Annotated in this window: 24 protein-coding genes; 4 read left to right on the top strand and 20 right to left on the bottom strand. The window is 55.1% G+C overall.

Annotated features, from left to right (window positions below):
* Window positions 1-115: 115 nt before the first annotated feature.
* From MJ257_RS05140 to MJ257_RS05100, 9 genes are all read right to left on the bottom strand, one after another.
* Window positions 116-1,447 (bottom strand): pyrimidine-nucleoside phosphorylase, encoded by a 1,332-nt coding sequence (locus tag MJ257_RS05140; RefSeq protein WP_240268232.1) that lies wholly within the window; start codon window positions 1,445-1,447, stop codon window positions 116-118.
* Window positions 1,448-1,466: 19 nt separating this feature from the next.
* Window positions 1,467-2,303: a purine-nucleoside phosphorylase gene (locus MJ257_RS05135; RefSeq protein WP_240268231.1), complete on the bottom strand. Its 837-nt coding sequence runs from the start codon at window positions 2,301-2,303 to the stop codon at window positions 1,467-1,469.
* Window positions 2,304-2,351: 48 nt separating this feature from the next.
* Window positions 2,352-3,539: a phosphopentomutase gene (locus MJ257_RS05130; protein WP_240268230.1), complete on the bottom strand. Its 1,188-nt coding sequence runs from the start codon at window positions 3,537-3,539 to the stop codon at window positions 2,352-2,354.
* Between the two features lie 33 nt (window positions 3,540-3,572).
* Window positions 3,573-4,544: a site-specific tyrosine recombinase XerD gene (gene xerD, locus MJ257_RS05125; protein WP_240268229.1), complete on the bottom strand. Its 972-nt coding sequence runs from the start codon at window positions 4,542-4,544 to the stop codon at window positions 3,573-3,575.
* 108 nt (window positions 4,545-4,652) lie between these two features.
* Window positions 4,653-4,889, bottom strand: coding sequence for a DUF4227 family protein (locus MJ257_RS05120; RefSeq protein ID WP_240268228.1), 237 nt, complete (start codon window positions 4,887-4,889; stop codon window positions 4,653-4,655).
* A gap of 187 nt (window positions 4,890-5,076) precedes the next feature.
* Window positions 5,077-5,550: a ferric iron uptake transcriptional regulator gene (gene fur / locus MJ257_RS05115; RefSeq protein WP_240268227.1), complete on the bottom strand. Its 474-nt coding sequence runs from the start codon at window positions 5,548-5,550 to the stop codon at window positions 5,077-5,079.
* A gap of 142 nt (window positions 5,551-5,692) precedes the next feature.
* Window positions 5,693-6,319 carry a stage II sporulation protein M gene (gene spoIIM, locus MJ257_RS05110; RefSeq protein ID WP_240268225.1) on the bottom strand — a complete coding sequence of 209 codons (627 nt, stop codon included), beginning with the start codon at window positions 6,317-6,319 and terminating at the stop codon, window positions 5,693-5,695.
* A 98-nt stretch (window positions 6,320-6,417) separates the two neighbouring features.
* Window positions 6,418-7,626, bottom strand: a complete 1,209-nt coding sequence (locus MJ257_RS05105; protein WP_240268270.1) for an endonuclease Q family protein — start codon at window positions 7,624-7,626, stop codon at window positions 6,418-6,420.
* A complete protein-coding gene (locus MJ257_RS05100; protein WP_240268224.1) occupies window positions 7,623-8,189 on the bottom strand; it encodes an NUDIX hydrolase in 567 nt (188 codons plus the stop codon). The genes MJ257_RS05105 and MJ257_RS05100 overlap by 4 nt, the downstream gene beginning before the upstream one ends.
* Window positions 8,190-8,297: 108 nt before the next feature.
* On the opposite strand from MJ257_RS05100, the gene mciZ reads away from it, so the two are divergent.
* Complete coding sequence (gene mciZ, locus MJ257_RS05095) at window positions 8,298-8,477, top strand: Z-ring formation inhibitor MciZ (RefSeq protein WP_240268223.1); 180 nt, start codon at window positions 8,298-8,300, stop codon at window positions 8,475-8,477.
* Between the two features lie 3 nt (window positions 8,478-8,480).
* Window positions 8,481-9,044, top strand: a complete 564-nt coding sequence (locus tag MJ257_RS05090) for a tetratricopeptide repeat protein (protein WP_240268222.1) — start codon at window positions 8,481-8,483, stop codon at window positions 9,042-9,044.
* Between the two features lie 87 nt (window positions 9,045-9,131).
* On the opposite strand, the gene MJ257_RS05085 is transcribed toward MJ257_RS05090, so the two are convergent.
* The gene (locus MJ257_RS05085; protein ID WP_240268221.1) at window positions 9,132-10,259 is read right to left on the bottom strand and encodes a M20/M25/M40 family metallo-hydrolase; all 1,128 of its coding nucleotides are present in this window, start codon (window positions 10,257-10,259) and stop codon (window positions 9,132-9,134) included.
* A 76-nt stretch (window positions 10,260-10,335) separates the two neighbouring features.
* Here MJ257_RS05085 and prli42 point away from each other — a divergent pair, with 76 nt between their 5' ends.
* Window positions 10,336-10,434 (top strand): stressosome-associated protein Prli42, encoded by a 99-nt coding sequence (prli42, locus tag MJ257_RS05080; RefSeq protein ID WP_240268220.1) that lies wholly within the window; start codon window positions 10,336-10,338, stop codon window positions 10,432-10,434.
* 29 nt (window positions 10,435-10,463) lie between these two features.
* Here prli42 and lipB read toward each other — a convergent pair whose 3' ends face one another.
* The 5 genes from lipB to lpdA all read right to left on the bottom strand — a co-directional run bounded on the left by lipB (window position 10,464) and on the right by lpdA (window position 16,153).
* The gene (gene lipB / locus MJ257_RS05075) at window positions 10,464-11,150 is read right to left on the bottom strand and encodes a lipoyl(octanoyl) transferase LipB (protein WP_240268219.1); all 687 of its coding nucleotides are present in this window, start codon (window positions 11,148-11,150) and stop codon (window positions 10,464-10,466) included.
* A gap of 30 nt (window positions 11,151-11,180) precedes the next feature.
* A complete protein-coding gene (locus MJ257_RS05070; protein WP_240268218.1) occupies window positions 11,181-12,572 on the bottom strand; it encodes a dihydrolipoamide acetyltransferase family protein in 1,392 nt (463 codons plus the stop codon).
* An 18-nt stretch (window positions 12,573-12,590) separates the two neighbouring features.
* Window positions 12,591-13,577: an alpha-ketoacid dehydrogenase subunit beta gene (locus tag MJ257_RS05065; protein ID WP_240268217.1), complete on the bottom strand. Its 987-nt coding sequence runs from the start codon at window positions 13,575-13,577 to the stop codon at window positions 12,591-12,593.
* Between the two features lie 2 nt (window positions 13,578-13,579).
* Complete coding sequence (locus tag MJ257_RS05060) at window positions 13,580-14,605, bottom strand: thiamine pyrophosphate-dependent dehydrogenase E1 component subunit alpha (protein WP_240268216.1); 1,026 nt, start codon at window positions 14,603-14,605, stop codon at window positions 13,580-13,582.
* A 126-nt stretch (window positions 14,606-14,731) separates the two neighbouring features.
* Window positions 14,732-16,153: a dihydrolipoyl dehydrogenase gene (lpdA, locus tag MJ257_RS05055; protein WP_240268215.1), complete on the bottom strand. Its 1,422-nt coding sequence runs from the start codon at window positions 16,151-16,153 to the stop codon at window positions 14,732-14,734.
* 165 nt (window positions 16,154-16,318) lie between these two features.
* On the opposite strand from lpdA, the gene MJ257_RS05050 reads away from it, so the two are divergent.
* A complete protein-coding gene (locus tag MJ257_RS05050) occupies window positions 16,319-16,636 on the top strand; it encodes a DUF2627 family protein (RefSeq protein ID WP_240268214.1) in 318 nt (105 codons plus the stop codon).
* Between the two features lie 75 nt (window positions 16,637-16,711).
* Here MJ257_RS05050 and MJ257_RS05045 read toward each other — a convergent pair whose 3' ends face one another.
* The 5 genes from MJ257_RS05045 to spoIVB all read right to left on the bottom strand — a co-directional run bounded on the left by MJ257_RS05045 (window position 16,712) and on the right by spoIVB (window position 20,852).
* A complete protein-coding gene (locus MJ257_RS05045; RefSeq protein ID WP_240268213.1) occupies window positions 16,712-16,921 on the bottom strand; it encodes a hypothetical protein in 210 nt (69 codons plus the stop codon).
* A 26-nt stretch (window positions 16,922-16,947) separates the two neighbouring features.
* Window positions 16,948-17,895: a cation diffusion facilitator family transporter gene (locus MJ257_RS05040; RefSeq protein WP_240268212.1), complete on the bottom strand. Its 948-nt coding sequence runs from the start codon at window positions 17,893-17,895 to the stop codon at window positions 16,948-16,950.
* 12 nt (window positions 17,896-17,907) lie between these two features.
* Window positions 17,908-18,216 (bottom strand): ArsR/SmtB family transcription factor, encoded by a 309-nt coding sequence (locus MJ257_RS05035; RefSeq protein WP_240268211.1) that lies wholly within the window; start codon window positions 18,214-18,216, stop codon window positions 17,908-17,910.
* A gap of 240 nt (window positions 18,217-18,456) precedes the next feature.
* Window positions 18,457-19,260, bottom strand: a complete 804-nt coding sequence (gene spo0A / locus MJ257_RS05030; RefSeq protein WP_240268210.1) for a sporulation transcription factor Spo0A — start codon at window positions 19,258-19,260, stop codon at window positions 18,457-18,459.
* A 260-nt stretch (window positions 19,261-19,520) separates the two neighbouring features.
* Window positions 19,521-20,852, bottom strand: coding sequence for a SpoIVB peptidase (gene spoIVB / locus MJ257_RS05025; RefSeq protein ID WP_240268209.1), 1,332 nt, complete (start codon window positions 20,850-20,852; stop codon window positions 19,521-19,523).

Below are 20,852 nucleotides of genomic sequence, written 5' to 3'. Positions count from 1 at the left end.
ATGCCACCACTTTTGAATAAGGGAAGTTTAGAGTCTTCTTTTGTCGTGATATGGGATCGCGGCAATCACCGTTATTTCATTCGGCCCCACTGGGAAGCCGGTTGTCCGCTCAAGCTCAGAACCGCTTGACGCCGTCCGGCGTCACCAGCGCGAAAACCAGCGGCCGTCTCGGCACCTTCGTTCCGGAAATGCCGTAAGCATTTAGGATGCGCCGTTCCGCTTCCGCGCGGCCCGCTTCATGGCTGCGGTTCAAATGCAATACGGCCAGCGTTTCGCCGACCTCGACCGGATCGCCGATTTTCTTGCGCAGCTCCACTCCGGCCGCCAGGTCAATGACGGATTCCTTCGTTTCCCGGCCCGCCCCCAGCATCATGGCGGCAATACCGATCTCCTCGGCCTGAATCGATTCGACGTATCCGCCCGCGCTCGCCTTCACGTCCACCTGCAGCTCCGCGGTCGGCAGCAGCTCCGGACGGTCGATCTGCTCCGTGTTCCCGCCCTGCGCAGCCACCATCTGCTTCAGCTTCTCCAGCGCTTCGCCGCTGTCCAATTGCGCGGTCAGCATGGCATGCGCCTCTTCTTCGTTCGCCGCCTTGCCGCCGAGAATCAGCATGTGCGAGGCCAGAATCAGGCAGACCTCCTCAAGGTCGGCCGGGCCTTCGCCCCGCAGCGTTGCAACGGCTTCCTTAATCTCGAGCGCGTTGCCGATCGCGTGGCCCAGCGGCTGGTCCATGTCGCTGATCACGGCAACCGTGCGGCGTCCGACCTGGGTGCCGATATCAACCATGGCCTTGGCCAGGCGGATCGAGTCCTCCAGCGTCTTCATAAACGCGCCGCTGCCGGTCTTCACGTCCAGCACGATGGCGTCCGCGCCGGCGGCGATTTTCTTGCTCATGACACTGCTGGCGATCAACGGAATGGAATCCACCGTGGCGGTCACGTCCCGCAGCGAATACAGCTTCTTGTCGGCCGGCGTCATATTGCCGCTTTGGCCGACGACAGCCAGGCCGATTTCGTTCACCTGGCGGAAGAATTGCTCTTTCCCAAGCTCCACGGAGAATCCGGAGATCGCTTCCAGCTTGTCGATCGTCCCGCCGGTATGCCCCAGGCCCCGGCCCGACATTTTCGCCACCGGCACGCCGGCCGCCGCCACGAGCGGACCAAGCACGACGGTCGTTTTATCGCCGACCCCGCCGGTGGAATGCTTGTCGACCTTGATGCCATGAATGGAGCCGAGGTCGATCGTATCCCCGGACCCGGCCATGGCCATCGTCAGATCGGCCGTCTCCCGGGCGCTCATCCCTTGATAAAATACGGCCATCGCCCACGCCGACATTTGGTAGTCGGGAATTTGCCCGTCGCTGTACCCTTTCACCAAGAAGGCAATTTCCTCGCTTGTCAGCTCCTGGCCATCCCTTTTTTTGCGGATCAGATCTACCGCTCTCATCGCTCTCTACCTCCGTTCCTTAGGCTTCGCCGATTTGCGGAATAATGGACAACACGAGGCTCAGAAACTTCTCGCGCACGCGCTCGGTCGTTTCCATGACCTCCTGGTGGGACAACGGCTGGTCCAAAATCCCCGAAGCCATGTTGCTGATGCAGGAGATGCCCAGCACCTCGAGCCCCGCATGCCGGGCCACAATCGTTTCGGAGACGGTGGACATGCCCACTGCGTCGGCGCCAAGCGTCCGCAACATGCGGATTTCCGCCGGTGTTTCATAGGTTGGGCCAAGCAAGCCGGCATAGACGCCCTCTTGCAGAGGCACCCCTTTGTCTGCGGCAATCTTCCGTGCGATGTCGCGCAATCGGCGGCTGTACGCCTGGGACATGTCCGGGAAGCGGGCCCCAAGCTCCTCGTCATTCGGACCGACCAAAGGATTTCTGCCAGTCAGATTCAGATGGTCGGAAATCAGCATCAAATCCCCCGGGTGATAAGATGTATTCACCCCGCCGGCAGCGTTCGTGACCAGCAGCGTCGTTACGCCCAGCTCTTTCATGACCCGCACCGGAAACGCGGTCATCTCCGGCCCGTATCCTTCGTACATGTGGAAACGGCCTTTCATCAGCACGACCGGCGTGCCTTGCACCGTCCCGATCAACAGCTCGCCGGCATGGCCTTCCACTGTCGACTGCGGAAAGAACGGGATATCGCGGTAGTCGATGCTAACCGGCTGTTCGATGTGATCGGCCAAAACGCCCAATCCGGAGCCCAGAATTAATCCTACCTTCGGCGCAAGCGCCGACCGGGAACGGATATATTCCGCCGCCTCCCGGATCATGCCAATGGTCAATGTAGTCGTCATATCGAAATCCTCCAAGTCTATAATAAACGCTCGCTTTTTGAACTCCCTCTATACGAGTTCGTGTAAAAAGCTCTTGCCGTGCTCGGTGGCATGCACCCCGAAATTGTCGGCGATCGTCGCCGCCAAATCGGCATAAGTGGCTCTGACGCCCAGGCTGCCCGGCTTGTTCAGGCTTGGCCCGTAGACGAGCAGCGGCACGTATTCGCGCGTATGGTCCGTTCCGGCATGAATCGGATCGTTGCCATGGTCGGCGGTAATGACCAGCAGGTCGTTCTCGCCCACGTTCTTCAGCAAATCCGGCAACGCGGCATCGAATTCCTCCAGGGCACGGGCATAGCCTTGCGGGTCGCGGCGATGTCCGTACAAGGAGTCGAAATCGACCAGATTCGTGAACAGTATGCCGGAGAAATTCTGTCCGATTCGCTGCAGCGTTTCCTCGATTCCGTGCTGGTTGCTCTTCGTCGGATACGAGGCGGTAATCCCTTCCCCGGAGAAAATATCGCCGATTTTCCCGACAGCCACGACTTCTTTCCCGGCGTTCTTTAGGGCGTTCAGCACGGTGGGTTCCGGCGGCTTCACCGCGTAATCGTGGCGGTTCGGCGTGCGTTGGAAGTTGCCCGGCTGGCCGACGAACGGACGGGCGATGACGCGCCCGACGGAATGTTCCGGCTCAAGGGTTAACCGGCGAGCGATTTCGCAAGCCCGGTAAAGTTCCGGCAGCGGGATGATCTCTTCATGGGCGGCGATTTGGAACACGCTATCCGCCGAGGTATATACGATCCAGTTGCCGGTTTTCATATGCTCTTCCCCAAGCTCCACCAGGATCTCCGTGCCCGAGGCCGGCTTGTTCCCGATGATTTTACGGCCCGTTTCCTGCTCGAATCGGGCGATCAAATCGCGCGGAAATCCGTTCGGATACGTTTGGAACGGCGTTTCGATCTTCAGCCCCATCAATTCCCAATGGCCGGTCATCGTATCCTTGCCGGAAGAAATCTCGGCCATTTTGCCGAAGTAAGCCGTCGGTTCGTCCACCGGGCTTAAGTTCGGCAGTTCCGCGATATTGCCTAGTCCTAATTTTTGCAGGTTCGGCAGCTTCGTACCGGGCACGGTATGCAAAATATGCCCTAGCGTATGCGCACCCTCGTCGCCGAATTTTTTGGCGTCCGGCAGCTCGCCGATTCCCACGCTGTCTAGAACGATGACGGTCATTTTTCTAAAACGGTTTCCGTTTTGCATCTTCTATCACTCCTTTAATCTATGCAGCTTTAGTTATCCCTTGCCTTTAGGGAAAACATTCTGCCTGTCCTTTGGTGTTGCTTCCTCCGTGGCTTCCGGCTCCCCCGAGCCGCGTTTGGCCCGGGGATGAAAGGCGTCGTAAACCGTTTTGAGATTAGGCCTGGAACGGTTCACGTACATTTGAATCGTCGACGCATCGGAGTGGCCAAGCAGCTCCTGTACCGTCCACACGTCGGCCCCCCGTTCCAATAGATGGACGGCGAAGGAATGGCGCAGCGTATGCGGCGTGATATCGGCCGTAATCCCCGCTTCCTGACCATATTTCTTAATCACTTTCCAGAAGCCTTGGCGGCTAATCCGTCCACCTCGGCGATTCGGGAATAAGGCCGGGTTCTCCCCTTCGGCTTCGATCAAACGGCAACGTCCTTCCCGAAAATACAGCTCCAGCCATTCCGCCGTAACGCCGCCAAACGGGATGATCCGTTCTTTCCCCCGCTCACCGGAGCAGCGGAGAAAACGGAGCTCCAGATTCACGTCGTCCGTATTCAGCGAGATCAGCTCGGAAACGCGGATGCCGGTCGCATAAAGCAACTCCAGCATCGCCTTATCTCTTAGGCCTAGCGGCGAATCGGGCTTCGGCGTATCCAGCAGCCGCTCTGTTTCCTCGATGGTCAGCGTTTGCGGTTGCCTTTTTTCCACTTTCGGCACCTCCAGCATCACAAAGGGATCCTGGTCAATCCGCCGTTCCCGCAGCAAATACTGAAAGAAAGCGCGAAGGGTTACGGATACGCGCTGTATCGTCGCCGGAGCTTTGCCGCGTTCTTTAAGGGAAGCGAAATAGAGCAGCATTCCTGCGCGGGTCACTAGACGATAGTCGTCGATCTGCTTGTCCTGCAAATAAGTTATGTATTGCTTCAGATCCCGCGCATAGGATTCCCGAGTCGCTTCGCTTAACCCCCGCTGCCCGGCCAAAAATGAAATAAAAGAGGCCGCATCCCGTTCCATGCGTTGCGCCTCCTTTCTAGGTTGTCGAAAACTATAGGGTATCCATCCGCCTTACCTCATTCTAATTCCACATCATGCCGGGATTTCCCTGCTGCTCTTGGCGTCGGACTACTCTCCATACCAAAAAAACAACTTAAGCCGCTCCGTCATTGTCTCCATCTCGGCGCTGCCCGAAACGCCTTCCCGGAATACCTTCACCGCCGAGCCTTCGGGAACGCGGTACTTGTCCTCCCGAAACACATAATCGTCCAACAGTCCCAGCGCCTTATAAAAAGTATACGCAAGTGCGACGAATAGGATCAAATATTTCCCCGATCTCAGCCATTTGCGAAGCGAGATAACCATTAGCCCCATCCCCTCAATCGTTCGTCCGGCGTCTAGGCTCCTGCTTGGACGCCCCTATGTATTCAGTATATAGTGAGGGGCCGGCGAGTATGCGAAATAGGCTGAATCGTTCCAGCTGCCTTCGCTTCGCGGGGGCAACGTAAAAAGCTCCCTACGGCAGGGCCGTAAAGAGCTCGGCTTAATGATCTTATTTCTTATTGCCTGTTCCCGGCGAGTCGTTGTTCTTGTCCTTGCAGCGGTAACAAATGCCCTGAAAATCCAACCGGTGATCGAGCACCGTAAAATTGAATTCCTTCTCCAAGCGTTCCTCTAACGGTCCAAGCCAATCCTCGCGAATTTCATCCATAGCCCCGCATTGAACGCAGATCAAATGGTGGTGATGATGTTTTGTCGTATCGGTACGCAGATCGTACCGGGCTACTCCGTCGCCGAAGTTGATCTTCTCCACGACGTGAAGCTCACTGAGCAATTCCAATGTTCGATAGACCGTGGCCAGGCCGATTTCCGGCGCCTTGTCCTTGACGAGCATGAAAACATCTTCCGCACTGAGATGATCATCTTCATTTTCGAGCAATACGCGTACCGTGGCTTCCCGCTGGGGCGTCAATTTGTAACCGTGGGATTGTAACTGCTGTTTGATTTTTTCGATCTTTGCTTCCATGTTATCCCTCCCCCAGCCTTGCCGCACATCCAAAAAAAGTTCTATAACCACTTCTTTCATTATAGGGGGAGTTATTCAACAAAGTCAAACATTTTGCTAGAGTCGGCTCTCCCCGGCAAACCCGGGCCGACGTACCGCCCATTCAAGCGATCAAAGGCGTAACCCAGCTCATCAGCACCGGCGTCACCCAAGTTTCGAACGAGGATACGGCGAGCAGCACCGCCGCCATGACCAGCGTCAGCCCTGTGTAAGAAAGTAACGGACGGGTGGCATGGCCCGTGCGGCTCATCAGGACACGGGAACGGATGATGTTCAGCGAAAAGCCGACGGCCGCCACGCTGGCGATAAGCAATGCCGGGATGACGATCAGATTGTGCGGAGCAACCGAAACGAGGGCAAACAGCAGCCCTTTCCAGGTATATTGGCCGACCAGGCAGCCGACCGTGAAGCCGATCAGCACCCCTTTTAAGAAATCGAGGATCAGGATGCCTGGGAGTCCGATGACGGATAACCCTAGCAGCCAGATCAATCCAAGCCATTTCAAATGCAAGGCGGCCACGTCCCAAAACGTCTGCGGCTGGAACTCGGCTCCGCCCTCGTTAATCGAAAGAAAAAAATCGCCCAAATAACGGGAGATATCCTGTTGTTGTTCCAAGGTCAAAGCATTGACCATCAAAGCGCCGAAAACGACGCCCATCAAAAACAGCACGGAAACAAAAACATAAAGCGGCGTTTGGTCTTTGAGCGTATGGCGAATGGGATGCAGCATCGAATTTTGCCTCCTAGCTTGTTCTATAGGGTCCTACCCTAAAACTATGAACAAGCCTGCCCACCTATGCCTGCTTCTTTCCGTTCGCTTCCGGCAAATCAGGATTTCTTCACTTTGCCGTAAATCCCACCGCCCCCGGCACTGAGCTCCAGCTTGCCGCTGCGGGCCAATACGATACGCTCTGCCAGTTCGGCTCCCCCCGCCTCGGCCAGCTCTGCCTCCGGGACGCGATGCAAAATATTCATCTCCGTGCCGAACTTGTCCAGCAAGAGCTCTAATTTAGCCGGTCCCAGGCCCGGGATAAACTCCAGGGGAACCTGGTAATGATACGGCGGTCGATGGGCCGGAACCTTTGGCTCCGTTCGATCCGCGATCGAGCGGATACGGTCCAGCACGCCCCTTACCAGCTTCGGGCTGCCGCAATAAGGACAGCGCTCCACGGCGGCCTCCGCCTCGTCGATGATATAGTTGCAATTGCTGCAATAGGTGCGGTGATACTTGCCAAGACGCGGATTCAGACCGTAGTTGCCGGCCACGTTCCGCCCATCCTCGCGCCGCAGCGCTTTGACGAATTCCAGGTAACTTGCTTCCTTAAGACGCAGCTCATTGTATTCCCGCCCGATTTTGCCTAGCGAGTGAGCGTCGGAATTGGTCAAGATCGTAAACGGATCCAGCTCGCTGATCAACCCGGCCATGTCGGTATCGGCGCTAAGTCCGAGTTCCACTCCGCTGATCAGGGAAAGATCCAGCACATCCGACATCCGTGGCGCGCAGCTCCCGTAAATGCTGCGATGCGGCGTGAAAATATGGGCAGGGATGATCATGCCGCCCCGGGCATAAACCTCCTCCTGCAAGGTGACGGCGGGCGCGTACACGCGCTGCGAGCTCAAACCGACATTCTTCATTCTGGGCTTAAGCCAACCGGTGAAGCCGCGAATCGTTTCCAGATGGGGGAAAAAAGCAAGCAAATGGGCCGGTCCCATCCCCGGCTCCCGGATTTCCAGCTCGCTGCCAAGCAGAATCGTCGTCCCTTGATAGGCGATGCCTCCGTCCTTCAGCTCCTGCATTTCGCCCCGCTGCAGGCACAGTTCGATATCTTCTTGAACCCCGGGCGCATGGCAGTCGATAATGCCGACGAGCCCGATGCCCTTGCGCTGCGCCGCCTCCTTTGCGATCCCGGCAAAAGTAAGATTGCGGCTGCCGCTGATCTTGACCGGCTCCCCCCGCCCGGTTCGCCCGATGTGAATATGTAAATCGGCGAACAGAGTCGTCAGTTGGTCGGAAGCGGTATCGGAACGTTCGCTCATATCCCGTTCCCCGCCGATTTGCGCGTGTTCCTGAGTTGCCAAATATATACCGCCATAATCGTTTTGGCATCGGCAATACGCCCTTCGGCAATCAGGTCAAGTGCCTCCTCCAGCGTCGCCTCCCGGACCTCGAGGAATTCATCCTCATCCGGCGACATTTCCCCGGCGCTCAACTGCTCGGCCAGATAAAGATGAATGATTTCATCCGCGAACCCCGGGGAGGTGTAAAACGAATGCAAATGCGTCAGTTTATCGCAGCGAAATCCGGTCTCTTCCTGAAGCTCGCGAACCGCCGCTTCCGCAGGTTCTTCCCCTTTCTCCAATTTCCCCGCAGGAATCTCCAATTCGCATCGGCCCATCGCCTGACGGTATTGGTCAACCAGCAGCAAGCGCCCCTCATGCACCGCCAACACGGCCACAGCCCCCGGATGCTTCACGATTTCGCGGGTTGCCGTCGTTCCGTCCGGCAGCTTTACCGTATCGATCTGAAGGGAGATCACTTTCCCGTTAAATATCTGCTCCGTTGAGACGGTGGTTTCGATTAATTTATCGTTAGCTGACATCTCATTTCCTCCTTTATTCGGCAAAAAAGCCATTCCATCCATTCATAACTTGTCCGCACTGGACATATGGTGTTATTATACCAAACCTGTTCGGAAAGGAGCCCCCTCATGAAAAGCTATTTCACGGCGAACCGCTTACGCGCCCAGGGCAAAGCCTGGCAAATCCGCATCCTGTTATCCCAGTGGATGAAAGAAGCAGGACCCGAGGCCAAACTCTCCGATTTGATCCAATCCTATAAAACTAGTTATTCAGTCACGGTTATTCCGGTTAATATTAGGAGGGGGTGAATTATGCGTAGTCCTACCGGACAACCTCAAAATATGGGTAAACTCGTAGAAATGATTCAAACCGCCGTAACGGCCGGGCGGCTTGACGTCGCCGAACAGCTGGCGGGACAAACGGACAATTATTTGCTCAGCGAGCTGGTACAATCCTTGTATAAAGAAGGTTATGTCGCACTAGCCAAGGAACGGCTAATGCAGATGGAATCTCGCCTGCTTCGCGAACCCTCCCCCCCATTGTTAGAACTTAGCCTGATTTGGGCTGAGATCTGCTACGATGAGGGACGGTATGACGAAGCAGCCCCCATTTTTGAAACGATTGCCGAGCGGCATCCCGATTTCGCTGCAGCCCGTTTCGGTGCGGCCTCCTGTTACCTGCAGCTGGCCATCGCCAATTTGAAGCGAAGAATCCAGCTGTACCACCCGCCCAAAACGGAGCAGGAGAAAATCTGCAAATATTTAGATGACTTCCACCATGCCTTGAATCTGATTCAGACCTCAGGCTGGCATACCGAATGGAACCAAACGCAGGTTCGTCATTTCCCGATCAAACCGGCCACCGTGCTGCATTAGAACGAACCTCTAGGAAACGAATGTCATCTTGCAAAAAAAGCCCGGTGCTTGATCCCGCACCGGGCATCCTATTATTCGCGTTATCGTCTAAGAGGATATGGATTGACGGACGATCTCCAGCGCAAACTGCGCGGTTTTGACAATATCGTCCTTCTTGATTCTTTCGTTTGTCGTGTGGATGTCCTCATAGCCGATGGCCAAATTTACGGTTGGAATCCCCAGGCTGTTGAAGACGTTCGCGTCGCTGCCGCCGCCCGTCGTAAACGTCGTCCCCGGCAGTCCAAGCACGGACGCCGCTTGCTTGGCAATCCGCAGTACGGGAGCCTCCTCGGGTATCCGGAACGCCCGGTACAACACCTCGCTGCGGAATTCCCCTTTGGCACCAAAGTCGCGGCAAGCGGATTCCACGGCTTCTTTCATTTCCCGTAATTGCTTATCGACTTTCTCCTGGGACATGCTGCGCGCTTCACCATATAAAGTAACGTGATCCGGAACGATATTGGTGGCGCCGCCGCCCTCGAATTTGCCGATATTGGCCGTCGTCTCCGGGTCGATTCGTCCCAGACTCATTCGAGCCAGCGCTTTGCCGGCCACCTGAATCGCGCTAATGCCGTCCTCGGGATTTACCCCGGCATGGGCGGCTTTGCCGTAAATCTCGATCTCGACCCGCGCCTGCGTAGGCGCGCCTACACAAATCGTGCCCACTTCGCCGCCGGTGTCGATCGCAAACCCGAATTTGGCGTCCACGTACCGCGATTCCAGTGCCCGTGCCCCGCGCAGGCTCGACTCCTCGCCGACGGAGATGACGAATTGGATTTGGCCGTGCGGGATTTGCTCCTCCTGAAGCACTTGAATCAGCTCCAGCAGTACCGCTACGCCGGCTTTGTCATCTGCCCCGAGGATCGTCGTGCCGTCGCTGCGAATCCACCCGTCTTCGCCAACGACCGGCTTGATGCCTTTGCCCGGGGTCACGGTGTCCATATGGCAGGTGAACAGGAAAGGTTCGGCGGACACGCCTTCGCTTGCTTTCAGCGTGGCAATCAGGTTCCCGGCGCCATGTCCCGTTTCCGCCTGCGAACCGTCCTCGACGACGTCCAGCCCCAATTCGCTGAATTTGCGTTTCAAGACATCGGCGATCTGGCGCTCGTGTTTCGTTTCGCTGTCGATCTGCACCAGTTCCAAAAATTGTCCGATGACGCGTTCCTCTTTAATCATTGGACTTTCCTCGCTTTCTTCGTTACGATAATAAAGATGAACATGAATCTACGTATAAGCAAAAGGAGTTACCGTTATGCGCAAAAATTGGATGAGAATCGTCGTATTTTTGATGTTGTTCGCCATGCTGGCTTCAACGCTGATCGCTTTTCTGGAGCCGTTCTTCATTCGCTGATCCGACTCGGGGGCTCTTTAAGTACCTCTTCAAGCTTCAGCCCAAGCCCCCGAACGCCCAAACACCGCGTTGAATTTCGGAACGATGTCTCTGGCCACCTGCTCGACCGTAAAGGATCGTCCGGTGACGTCCTCCAGCGACGTCACCCCATACTCTTGAATTCCGCAAGGGATGATTCCGCCAAAGCCCTCTTCTTGAATGCCGGACTTGACGTTAAAAGCAAACCCATGGCTCGTGATAAAGCCTTTATGGTACCTGCTTTTGTTGAATTTCACGCCAATGGCACAAATTTTCACGTCACCGACCCACACCCCGGTATACTCCGGCTTTCGTGTCCCTTCGAGGCCAAACTCGGCCAAATAATCGATGATCACCTGCTCCAGCTGGCGCAGGTAACCGTGCAAATCCAGCCCGCGCCCGGCCTCCAGACGAAGCAACGGATAACCGACAAGTTGGCCGGGACCATGGTATGTAATATCTCCGCCGCGGTCGATTTCAAACACCGCGATCCCACGTTCCTGAAGCTGCTCGGCGCTGAGCAGCAGATGCTCGGGATGGCGCTGGGAACCGATCGTATAGGTCGGCGGATGCTGCAACAGCAGCAGGTGTTCTTCCTGCTGCTGCGCATCCATCTCTTTAATGAGCCGTTTTTGCAAATCCCAGGCTTCCCCATATTCCATCATCGGATAATAGCGTACTGTCAAGCCTTCGTTCATCGCATCCTCGCCTCGATCCTCTTTTTACGCTCAATAAACCTGCGTTTCCAGATTGTAGCTTTCCATGTTTTCCTTCACCCGTTGCATAAAGCGGCCGCAGATGACCCCGTCCAGGATCCGGTGATCCAGCGACAAGCAGAGATTGGCCATCGAACGGACGGCGATCATGTCGTTGATCACGACCGGTCTCTTGACGATCGATTCGAACGTTAAGATCGCGGCTTGCGGATAATTAATGATTGGTTGCGTCAGAATCGAACCGAAGGAGCCAGTGTTGTTAACCGTAAACGTTCCGCCCTGCATGTCATCCAGCTTCAGCTTGCCGGAACGAACTTTCGTCGCCAGCTCCTCGATCTCCCGCGCCAAGCCGGCGATATTTTTCTGGTCGGCCTTTTTGATGACCGGCGTCAGCACCGAATCCTCGGTCCCGACGGCCAGGGAGATATTGATGTCGCGTTTGACGATGATTTTGTCCACCGCCCACACCGAGTTCATGATCGGATAATCCTTGATCGCTCCCACAACCGCCTTCAGCAGGAAGGCCAGATACGTCAAGTTGACGCCTTCCTTCTGCATAAATTCCTGCTTGACCTTGTTGCGCAGCTGTACCAGGTTGGTGACGTCGACTTCGATCATCATCCAACCGTGCGGAATTTCCGATACGCTTTGGCGCATCCGGGTAGCGATCGTGTTGCGGATGGGGGTCACGTCGATAAAATATTCGGAACGGTCGCCACCCTCCACCTCGATCGTCGGAATCGGCGGGTTTTCCGTCAAATGCAAACCCGAATGGCGTACCGGCCCGGCGGCGGCGTTCAGGCCGGCCGGGATCGCGCTTGTTGGCGCCGGAGCAGCGGAAGGCATTGCCTGCGGCTGCACGGGAGGCGTAGCGGTGGCCGCAGCTGCCGGAGCTACAGGCGGTGCTGCAACGGCCCCACGGCCTCCCTGTTCGATGAAGGCCAGCACGTCTTTGCGCGTGATCCGTCCGCCGAGCCCCGTTCCGGCGATTTGCCGCAGATCCAAACCATGCTCGGCAGCAAGCGTCTGCACCGCCGGCGAATACCGGCTGCGCTGCGATTCATCGGGCTGTACGCCCGCGTTTGTCGTCCCCGCAGCCGGACTGGCAGCGACAGACGCCGCTTGCCCGCTTGCCGGCGACTCCTCGGCGCTCGCCGTCTCGATCCGGCAGATCACGGCGCCGACCTGAACCTCCTGGCCTTCCTCGGCCAACAGCTCGCCCATCACGCCGTCCAAAGTCGAAGGAATCTCGGCATTCACTTTGTCCGTAATGACTTCCAGGATGGGTTCGTATTGCTCGACCGGATCCCCCGGCTTCTTCAACCATTTCCCGATCGTTGCCGACACGAGCGATTCGGCCAGCTGGGGCAAATGCACGTCAATCAATGTTTTATTGGATGGCATCGGTATACTCACTCCCAATTAATAAAGCGCCAATTGAAGCATCGCTTCTTTGACCTTGTCTTTGCTAAGCATAAAGAATTTCTCCATCGGCGGACTGATCGGCATGGCCGGAACGTCCGGGCCGCATAACCGGGCGATTGGCGCATCCAGCTCGAACAGGCACTCCTCGGAGATGATGGCCGAAACTTCGGCACCAATCCCGCCGGTCTTATTGTCTTCATGGACGATCAGCACCTTGCCGGTCTTCCGGGCCGCTGCCACAATCGCTTCGCGGTCCAGCGGCTGGAGCGTGCGCAAATCGAGAATATGAGAGCTGATCCCCTGCTCCGCAGCCAACTCTTCCGCGGCTTGCATCGCAAAATGCAGCGGCAGGCTGTAGCTGATGACCGTGATGTCGCTGCCTTCCCGCAGCAGGTTGGCTTTGCCGATCGGCACCACGTAATCGTCTTCCGGCACATCCTCTTTGATCAGCTTATAGCATTTTTTGTTCTCAAAGAACAACACCGGATCGGGGTCGCGGATCGCCGCCTTCAACAAGCCTTTGGCATCATAAGCCGAATAGGGGGCAACGATCTTTAACCCCGGCGTACCAAAGAAGATCGATTCCGGACATTGGGAGTGGTACAAGCCGCCAAAGATCCCGCCGCCGATCGGGGCGCGAACGACGACGGGGCAATTCCAGTCGTTGTTGGAGCGATAGCGGATTTTCGCCGCTTCGCTGATGATCTGGTTGGTTGCCGGCAGCATGAAGTCCGAATACTGCATTTCCGCGATCGGCTTCAGCCCGTACATGGCCGCGCCGATCGCCACGCCGGCGATCGCCGATTCCGCAAGCGGCGTATCGATGACGCGCATTTCCCCGAACTGCTCCTGCAGCCCTTTCGTCGTCGTAAACACGCCGCCTTTCACGCCGACGTCTTCCCCCATCACAAACACGCTTTCGTCCCGCTCCATTTCTTCCTTCATCGCGAGACGGATCGCGTCGATATATTCCATCACCGGCATGATTATTGCCCCTCCCCTTCGCTGGCATAGACATGCAGCAGTGTGTCTTCCGGTTTCGGGAAAGGCGAGTTATCCGCCGCTTCCACCGCTTCCTTCAGCTGTTGATGGATCTCCTTCAACAGCGTTTCATCCTGCTCCTCGCTCCATAACCCGTTATCGATCAGATACGACTTCATTTTCGGGATGCCGTCTTTTTTCCAATTCTCCTCGACTTCTTCCTTCGTCCGATAAGCCAGGTCGTTGTCCGACGTAGAGTGCGGGGATAGCCGATACATCATGGCCTCGATCAGCGTAGGCCCTTCGCCGCGGACGGCACGTTCCCGTGCCTCCTTGACCACCCGATACACTTCAAGCGCATCGTTCCCGTCCACGCGGATTCCCGGGAAGCCATAACCTTGAGCTCGGTCGCAAACGCGCCCGCCCAATTGCTTCTTCACGGGAACGGAGATCGCGTATTGGTTGTTTTCGCACATGAAAATCACCGGCAGCTTCTGAACTCCGGCAAAATTTAAGCCCTCATGAAAATCGCCCTGGTTGCTGGAGCCTTCGCCAAACGTTACGTAAGAAACGATGTCCTTCTTTTGCATTTTCGCAGCCAAGGCCACGCCCACCGCATGGGGAACCTGAGTGGTTACCGGACTGGATCCGGTCACGATGCGCAGCCGTTTGCTGCCGAAATGCCCCGGCATTTGCCGGCCGCCGCTGTTCGGGTCGCCCGCTTTGGCGAACGCCGACAGCATCAGCTCGGTCAACGACATGCCGACCGCCAGTACGAATCCGTAGTCCCGGTAATAAGGCAGAAAATAATCGCGTTGCCGATCGAGCGCAAAAGCCGCGGCTACCTGCGCCGTCTCCTGGCCGATTCCGGAAACGTGAAAATTGATTTTACCCGCTCGCTGCAGCAGCAGGTTGCGCTCGTCGAATTTGCGCGCAATCACCATATATCTGTACATTTCTACGACTTCAGCATCCGATAATCCGACTTGCTTATGTTTCGGCTCTGTTTGAACTGCACTTTTGGCATTCATGGGAGTTACCTCCTTCGATTGGGGCTTGCATACCTTAATCTTAACACCAGGTACTAAGACTTGGAATAAGTTTATTATAATCGTTTTCCGTTGAAAAAGAAAATACTCATCTTCCCGTCCGTTTCCTCAAGCGTTTAAGGAGTTCCCGTCCACGGCCAACGCCGCTTCCCCGATAATTTCCGCCAGCGTCGGATGGGCGAATACCGCTTGTCCAACTTCCCAAGGCGTCGCATCCAGCACCTGAGCGAGCGCCGCTTGGCTGATCAGCTCCGTCACGTGCGGACCGATCATCTGAACGCCAAGGATGTCGTTCGTGCGGGCATCGGCCACCATTTTAACGAAACCTTCCGGTTCTCCGTGCACGAGCGCCTTGCCGATCGCCGAAAACGGAACCTTGCCGATCTTAACGTCCAGCCCCTTTGCCTTGGCCTCTTTGGCGGTGATGCCAACGGAAGCAACCTCTGGTCGAGTGTAGACGCAACGCGGGACTTGACTCTCCTGATAACCATGCGAAGCTTCCCCGGCCAAATGATGGACGGCCGTTAATCCTTCATGGCTGGCGGCATGCGCCAGTTGAAGCCCGCCGATACAATCGCCGATGGCGTAAATATGCGGTTCGGTCGTCTGCATATGTTCATTTACCCGAATGAAGCCGCGCTCTAACCCGATGTCGGTATTTTCCAGCCCGATATTCTCCACGTTGGCCTGGCGTCCGATGGATACCAGCAGCTTATCCGCTTCGAGCCGGAGTGATTCGTCTCCCCGCTTCGCCGAAATATGTACCCGGTTATCGCCAATTTCCAAGGAACCGGGATCTACCGAGACCCCCGTGATGACTTCAATGCCGCGGCGCTTCAACTGCTTCTGCAATTCGCGGGCCACGTCCTCGTCTTCGGCCGGCAGCAATTGATCCGCGGCTTCCACCACGGTCACCTGCACGCCGAAATCGTTCAACAGTGAAGCCCATTCTACGCCGATGACCCCGCCCCCCACGATCAGCATTGAGCCGGGAAGTTCGGCTAACTGCAACGCTTCATCGCTGCTGAGGATATGGATGCCGTCGGGTTCCAGACCCGGCAGCGTCCGCGGCCGAGAGCCGGTCGCGATGATTAGGTTCGTCGGCACGACCGTCTCCATTTCCCCGTCCGGCAGTTCCACCGCGACCGCCCCGCTCTTCGGCGAGAAGATCGACGGCCCAATCACCCGGCCTTTCCCTTCGATGACGCGGATTTTATGTTTACGCATCAAGTATTCGACCCCTTTATGAAGCTGATCCACGATGCTTTGCTTTCTTTCTTGGACTTTCGGAAACACAAGCGTGACTCCGTTCGTTTCTATGCCGAAGCTTGCGCTGTCCTTCATTTGCGCATAAAGCTCCGCGCTGCGCAGCAGCGCTTTGCTAGGGATGCAGCCCCGATGCAGACAAGTTCCACCCAGCTTGTCCCGCTCGATGATGACCACTTCTTTCCCCAATTGGGCCGCGCGAATAGCCGCGATATATCCGCCCGTACCTCCGCCCAGCACCGCTACGTCACATGTAATTGCCATATCAGATCTCCACCCATTCTATCAATTCAGTCGCTTTCCCCTTATTTTACCTTGTTTTTTCGTTAATACAAATCGGCGCAGCAAATAGACATCCCACCGGGAAAAAGGTATGATATTTTTAACAGTACATAGGCCATTTTTAGGAAGGAAAGGACGATCCCCCTGATGAAGCTGAAGTTATCCCGGTTTATCGCCATTCTATTGCTGGTTATTCCCGGCATTACCGCGATGATCGGCTTTCTGAAAATAAAAGACTCCCTATTTGATTATATGTCCGCCCATGGCGACGATGCGTTATCCCGCGTCACGTTCGATTGGCTGAATTTTGGGCTGGGCGTCGTTTTGTTTGGTGCAGGCGCCGGATTTTTGGGCGGCTGGATTTTCTTCCGGGACCGCAAGCGGAATTACGTCGGTCCAAGATTCCGCAAGAAAGACGCCGCTGCCGACAAAGATCCGGAGCCGGTTGGGCTCCAACACGATTAGCCTCAGGATTTCCGTTTTGCGGGCAAAAAATAAACCTCTTTCGCCTTTAAATCTTGGCGGGAGAGGTTTTTTCAGCTATTCGTATAAAGCTTCTTTCAGCTTGGTCGACATCCGCGAGGCGTTATGGGAAGAAGCCCGAAGCAGCGCTTTGCGCAATCTGGCATTTTCAGCTGTCACCTGGTCAAAACGGTCGATCAGTTCCAATAAGGCCTTCCGCTTCTCCTCCTCCAAAGAGGCCTGTTCCAGCATTTCCCGATAAGTCGCCGAATCCAAATTCTGTGACATGTTCGATCATCCTTTCTCAGATCGCATTATATCATAAGCTCCCGATGACGGATGTGCCGCGTTTCGACCTGAATGGTGGAATGACCGATATGGAACGTTCTCTCCAAGGCGGATATGGCTTCCTGTAACACGGCCTGACTCTGGCTGCCGTCCTCGATCGTCAAATGGCAGCTAAGCGCATCCATGCCCGACGTAATCGTCCAAATATGCAAATCATGAACCTCAACGACGCCGGAAATGCCTTCCAAGCACTGCTTGACCTGGCTTTGATCGATCGTTGCCGGCGATCCTTCCATCAGGATATGCACCGATTGGGCAATCACGCCCCAGGCGCCGCGAAGAATCAATAACGCCACGACAACGCTGATGATCGGGTCGAAAATGTACCAGCCGAACAACGACATGACGATACCTGCCAAGATCGCCCCAACCGAACCTAAAGCGTCTCCTAGGACGTGCAGATAGGCGCTTTTCAGATTAACGTTGCCCTTCACATCCCCTTTCTTGAGCAAGGCGGCCGCACTCGCTAAATTCGCGATCAGGCCGATCACCGCAATGACGATCATGGTATTGCTGGAGACGGTCGGCGGATCAAGCAAACGCCCGTACGCCTCCCACATGATAAAACCGGCGATCACGAACAAGGTTACCCCGTTCAGCAGTGCCGCCAAAATCTCCATGCGGTGAAATCCATAAGTATTGCGTTTCGATGCAGGACGCGCGGCAAACCAAAAGGCGACCAGGCTAAGTACCAGCGAGCTGGCGTCGCTAAGCATATGCCCGGAGTCGGACAATAACGCCAGGCTTCCCGTAAACAAACCGCCGAAAAATTCCAGGATTGCGATCGAAGCCGTAATCAATAATGCGATCAACAACCCTTTTTTGTTGCCCGACCGCACGGCGTGATGATCGTGGTGATGGCCGGCATGACCGTGATGATGGTGAGCGTGGTGATCATGATGATGATGTCCCATGGAAACTCCCTCCTAATCGCATTTCGCGTGCTGAATCGCTTGGGTCAAGAGCGATATGACATGGTCGTCGTCACAGCTGTAATACATCGTATTGGCCTCGCGCCGAAACTTCACCAGCCGCAAATTTCGCAGCAGGCTCAGCTGATGGGATACCGCCGATTGTGACAAATTCAGCACGTCCGACATATGCGTCACGGAACATTCCTCTTCCGACAGCAAATAGAGAATTTTGATTCGGGTTGGATCGGATAATGCCTTAAAAATCGTAGAAACCTTCTCCAGCGTATCCGGGCTCAGATAGGAGTGCACATTTTTCTCCATTCGTTGGTTTCCCCTCTCCAAATTCAGTATATGAGCATATGTTCATATACAGAATAACCCCAAAGGTAGGTTTTGTCAATTGGGGTATGCGGATCTCTTTCCCGAAAAATAAAAAACGGCCGCAGCCCGGTGTTCACCGAGAGGGACCGCCTTTCATTCAAATCTGTATAACTACGTAAGTGAACGACCAACGGCATACACTCACCCGTCGTTATCACGTTCATTCGTTTCCTTAGACTTTCACGACACTTTATGCTCGATCCGCAGCTTATCGGCCACCATGGCGATAAATTCGCTGTTGGTCGGCTTGGATTTGGAGATGTTGATCGTATAGCCGAAAAGATGGCTGATCGAATCGATGTTGCCGCGCGTCCAAGCGACTTCGATCGCATGGCGAATGGCTCGTTCTACGCGGGATGGCGTCGTTTTGAATTTTTCCGCGATCGCCGGATACAACGTTTTCGTGATTGCACCCAAAATTTCGATGTTGTTATAAACCATCGTAATCGCTTCGCGCAGATATTGATACCCTTTAATATGCGCAGGGACTCCGATTTCATGAATGATTGAAGTGATGTTCGCATCGAGGTTTTTGCCCTTGCCCAGCGGCACCACGTTCGATTTCGTAAACGATGCCGACGGTGCGCTGGTGGTTAAGGTTTGAACGCCGACGAGCTGGCGGATACGGTTCGCCAGAACTTCCATGTCAAAAGGCTTCAAGATGTAGTAAGAAGCGCCAAGCTGAACGGCACGCTGCGTGATGTTCTCTTGACCAAAAGCGGTCAGCATGATGATTTTGGGCTGCGGTGTCAAGTTGAGGTCGCGAATGCGTTCAAGTACACCGAGTCCGTCCAGATGAGGCATAATGATGTCCAGGATCAAGACATCGGGAACTTTGGCCGCATTATCGATCATCTCCAGCACTTCTTCCCCATTATAGGCGATTCCCGAGACGACCATATCGTCCTGCTCCGAAATGTATTCCGCGAGCAAATTCGTAAATTCTCGATTATCATCCGCCAACAACACTTCGATTTTCTGCACTGCCTACTTCCTCCTTCAGGTAAATGGATGGGTTCTTCTTTGTTTCTCCTCTTCCCAGAATAAGGATTCGACACACAAAAGTAAATTCCTTCTGTCGAAAATTATTTTTATTTATTTTTTTACAGGCTTGAGATATAATAAAATATTTATTTACACAAACCGATACCGTTCGGATTCATTCGACAAATGCATACAGGAAATAGGGATTGTATGTCGATCTAAAGGTAAGCCCCTGGGATAAAAAAAATCTTAAGGCAGCGTTAGCTCGCCTTAAGATTTTGAAGCGTGCCTTTGTTGCTCTGCAGAATTCCGGCATCCTGGAGCATCCACTCGATAAAGCATCCATATCCTGATTTCGGATCGTTGACGAACACATGGGTGACCGCGCCAATCAGTTTCCCGTTTTGGATAATCGGGCTGCCGCTCATGCCTTGAACAATGCCCCCCGTCTTCTCCACGAGGCGAGGATCGGTAATGCGGATCACCAGACCCTTGGTTTCCGGAGCGCTTTGCTTGGAAACATGAACGATCTCAACCTTAAATCGCTCCACCCGCTGACCCTCCACCACCGTTAGGATTTCCGCCGGTCCTTCCTTCACTTCCTCCGCGAAAGCGACTGGGACCGGTTTCTGATATACGCTATGCTCCGGATTTTGCGACATTTTCCCGAAGATCCCGAAATGCGTATTTCGTTCGATATTGCCTAAGGTTTTCCCTTCCTTCAGAAAATGAGCCCGCTTCTCCCCCGGTTCTCCGCTTTCGCTCTTGGAGATGGACGTTACGCTGGACTGCAAAATCTGCCCGCTGCCGACCACGATCGGCGTCTGCGTATTCATATCGGTAATAATGTGTCCTAACGCCCCATACACGCCATGAGACGGGGAATAGAACGTCAGTGTCCCCACCCCTGCGGCGGAATCACGAATATAAAGGCCTAATCTCCACGCCCGATCCTGTTGATCGTACGCCGGACTCAGGGAGGTGGTAAATTCTTTGTCGTTCCGCTTATAAGTAATCTTGAGCGGACGCTGGTGATTGCCTGAATCGGCCGCGATATCGGCCACCTCGCGGACATCCTGCAGCTTCGTGCCGTTAATGTGGGTGATCAAATCGCCGGCTTGAATTCCCGCGGCTTCGCCGGGAGATACTTTGCCGGTGTCGGTGACGACCTGGTGATGGCCGACCACTAAGATCCCGGCGGACTTCACCTTAACGCCGATGGTTTGTCCGCCGGGAATGACTTTGAGGTCCGGAATGACATTGACCTTCACGGTCTTTAGAGGAATTTGACCGAATAATTTCATGCGGAGGTTGGCTTCTCCACTCCGAAGCGACGAAAGCTTGAGCGGATTTCCCAAGGATACTTTCATGGATGGATTCGCTTGCCCGTTTACCATCACGACATCGGGCCGATCCACGCTAACTTCGGCCTGTACGGGCAAAGCTAATGAAATTTGCGTTCCCTGACCCTGAAACAGGCGCAACTCGTCCGGCAATACAGGCAGCCGCCCTTCAGCGGCAGACGTGCCGAGAAAACAAAAGAAGAAGGCAAGAAAAAGACCGAGCATTCTATTCCTGAGGTTCGGGTTCAA

The organism is Paenibacillus timonensis (assembly GCF_022427145.1).
Taxonomy (GTDB): Bacteria; Bacillota; Bacilli; order Paenibacillales; family Paenibacillaceae; genus Fontibacillus; species Fontibacillus timonensis.
The sequence above is the reverse complement of the archived record's forward strand: the minus strand, read 5'-3'. Positions and strand labels throughout refer to the sequence as shown.